Below are 1,726 nucleotides of genomic sequence, written 5' to 3' on the forward strand. Positions count from 1 at the left end.
CGCGACACCAAGCCTGCGTCCGGGCTGTTCAACACGATGAACTGCGAGGGGTGAAACGACAGGCGGATGCCAAGCGCCTTCGCCTTCGCCCCGACCGAAATAGGTGGAGCACCACGCGATGCGCAAGAACATCGTGCGAGAGGTGGGGGACTCAACCCAACCTTTGGAGAGGGTAGAAGGCCAGCGCGCTGGCATAAATTCTTCGTACAGCTCACCCGAACGGGGGATGCCGAAATAGGGCCCGTCGTGTTTAGGTCAATATAGGATCAGGGCTGGGAGTTTTGGGATGAGAGCATTCCCCTCAGAAGGTGCATCGGATATCAAACGATCGCCTAAATGTCCTGAGTTTGCGGAAGCCGCTACTTTCGCACGCGGTATGTCCATCGGGTTGCAGCTGTCAGCAATCCTGTGGCTGAGCGCTTTGGTGATTTGGCTTTACGTCAGAGCCTGACGTATCCACCTCTATAGGTATACTGTCAGCGGACCCTAGGGCCTGTTAGCGCCTGAGCCGATCGAGGGCTGCGGCGAGACAGAGGACTTCGAGGAAGCTGGCAGCGGTCTTCTCATAGCGGGTGGCGACGGCGCGCCATTCCGTCAGCCGAGCCCACAGGCGCTCGACCCGGTTGCGGTTGTTGTAGATCCAGTCCGGACAGGCGGCATGCGCCTCGTGGCGCAGCGGCGGGATGGCAGGCCGGGCGCCCATGTCCCAGATGTGTTGACGGAACGCATGACTGGCGTAGCCGCGATCAGCCGCGGCCCACTTCGGAAGATCGGGCAGGTTCTCCAGCAGCGGAACGGCGTGCGGCAGTTCGTGCGCCTGCCCAGGTGTGAGGCGGAAGGCAATCGCGCGGCCCGCGCCGTCGGCGATCACGCAGGCCTTTGTGTCGTAGCCGCCACAAGAGCGGCCGAGCGCTTCACGGCCGTCTCGCTCCCTTGCAGATCCCCCTTTCGGCTGGCGCTTGCCGCCTTCTAGTGCGCCCGGATCTTGGTCCCGTCCAAGAGCACCATGCCGAGCCGGATGTTTCGCTCTTGAACCAACGCCAGCCGCCTCTCCCTTACCCCAAGCCGTGCCCCGCGGATGAAGGACTGCGCCGCCATCCACCACAGGCCGAACTCGGTCGGCAGTGACCTCCACTTCGCCCCGTTCTGATGGCGCCAGAGGATCGCCTCTACTGTCCGGCGCATGTGCGGGCTTGGTACCTTGGCGTGCGGGCGGCACGCTTCGATCAGCGGCTCAAGTTCAGCCCATTGCTCGTCGCTCAGCATCTCAGCTCTCCAGAGCAGGATAAGCCAACGACTTAGAGTTAGCAACAGACGCTAACAGACCCTAGTGTCGTCGACAGGCAGACAGGCGCTGTATTCAAGTCCATTAAGTGCGCTTTCAAATGCCGCAGCCGTAACCCTGAGATTAGCGACCGAAGGGAGCAATTCGGGCAACGAGATGGATAAGGTCTGCCTGCCGCGAAAGCCCGAGGCGGGCGAAAGCCCCTTTGAGATGCGTACGCACCGTTTCCTCACCAACGAGCAGCGCTTCCGCTGCACTCTTAGTTGTGTGGCCGGAGCTGACGAGCAGCGCCACCTTGGCCTGTGTAAGCGTTAGCCCAAGGCCGACGAGAATACGTGTTAGGTCGTGGCCTTCCCCCTGAAAAGTGGCCCTCCGTGAAGTAGGCTTTTGAGCCGCTGGAGGACACGAGAATGGGACAGAAGAAGCACAAGCCGGAAGAGA

At 61.5% G+C, this 1,726-nt stretch carries 2 protein-coding genes; both read right to left on the reverse strand.

Going from position 1 to position 1,726, the window contains the following annotated elements; all coding sequences use genetic code 11:
• Positions 1–496: 496 nt before the first annotated feature.
• Positions 497–1,266, reverse strand: a protein-coding gene (locus BM175_RS22270; protein ID WP_425285299.1) for an IS5 family transposase whose coding sequence is annotated in 2 segments (ribosomal slippage) — positions 497–972 and positions 972–1,266 — 771 coding nt in all. Because the reading frame shifts where the segments join, the coding sequence is not laid out codon by codon here.
• Between the two features lie 142 nt (positions 1,267–1,408).
• Positions 1,409–1,618: a LuxR C-terminal-related transcriptional regulator gene (locus tag BM175_RS23420; RefSeq protein WP_090967004.1), complete on the reverse strand. Its 210-nt coding sequence runs from the start codon at positions 1,616–1,618 to the stop codon at positions 1,409–1,411.
• Between the last annotated feature and the right edge of the window lie 108 nt (positions 1,619–1,726).

This window comes from Aureimonas phyllosphaerae, assembly GCF_900113065.1.
GTDB lineage: Bacteria > Pseudomonadota > Alphaproteobacteria > Rhizobiales > Rhizobiaceae > Aureimonas > Aureimonas phyllosphaerae.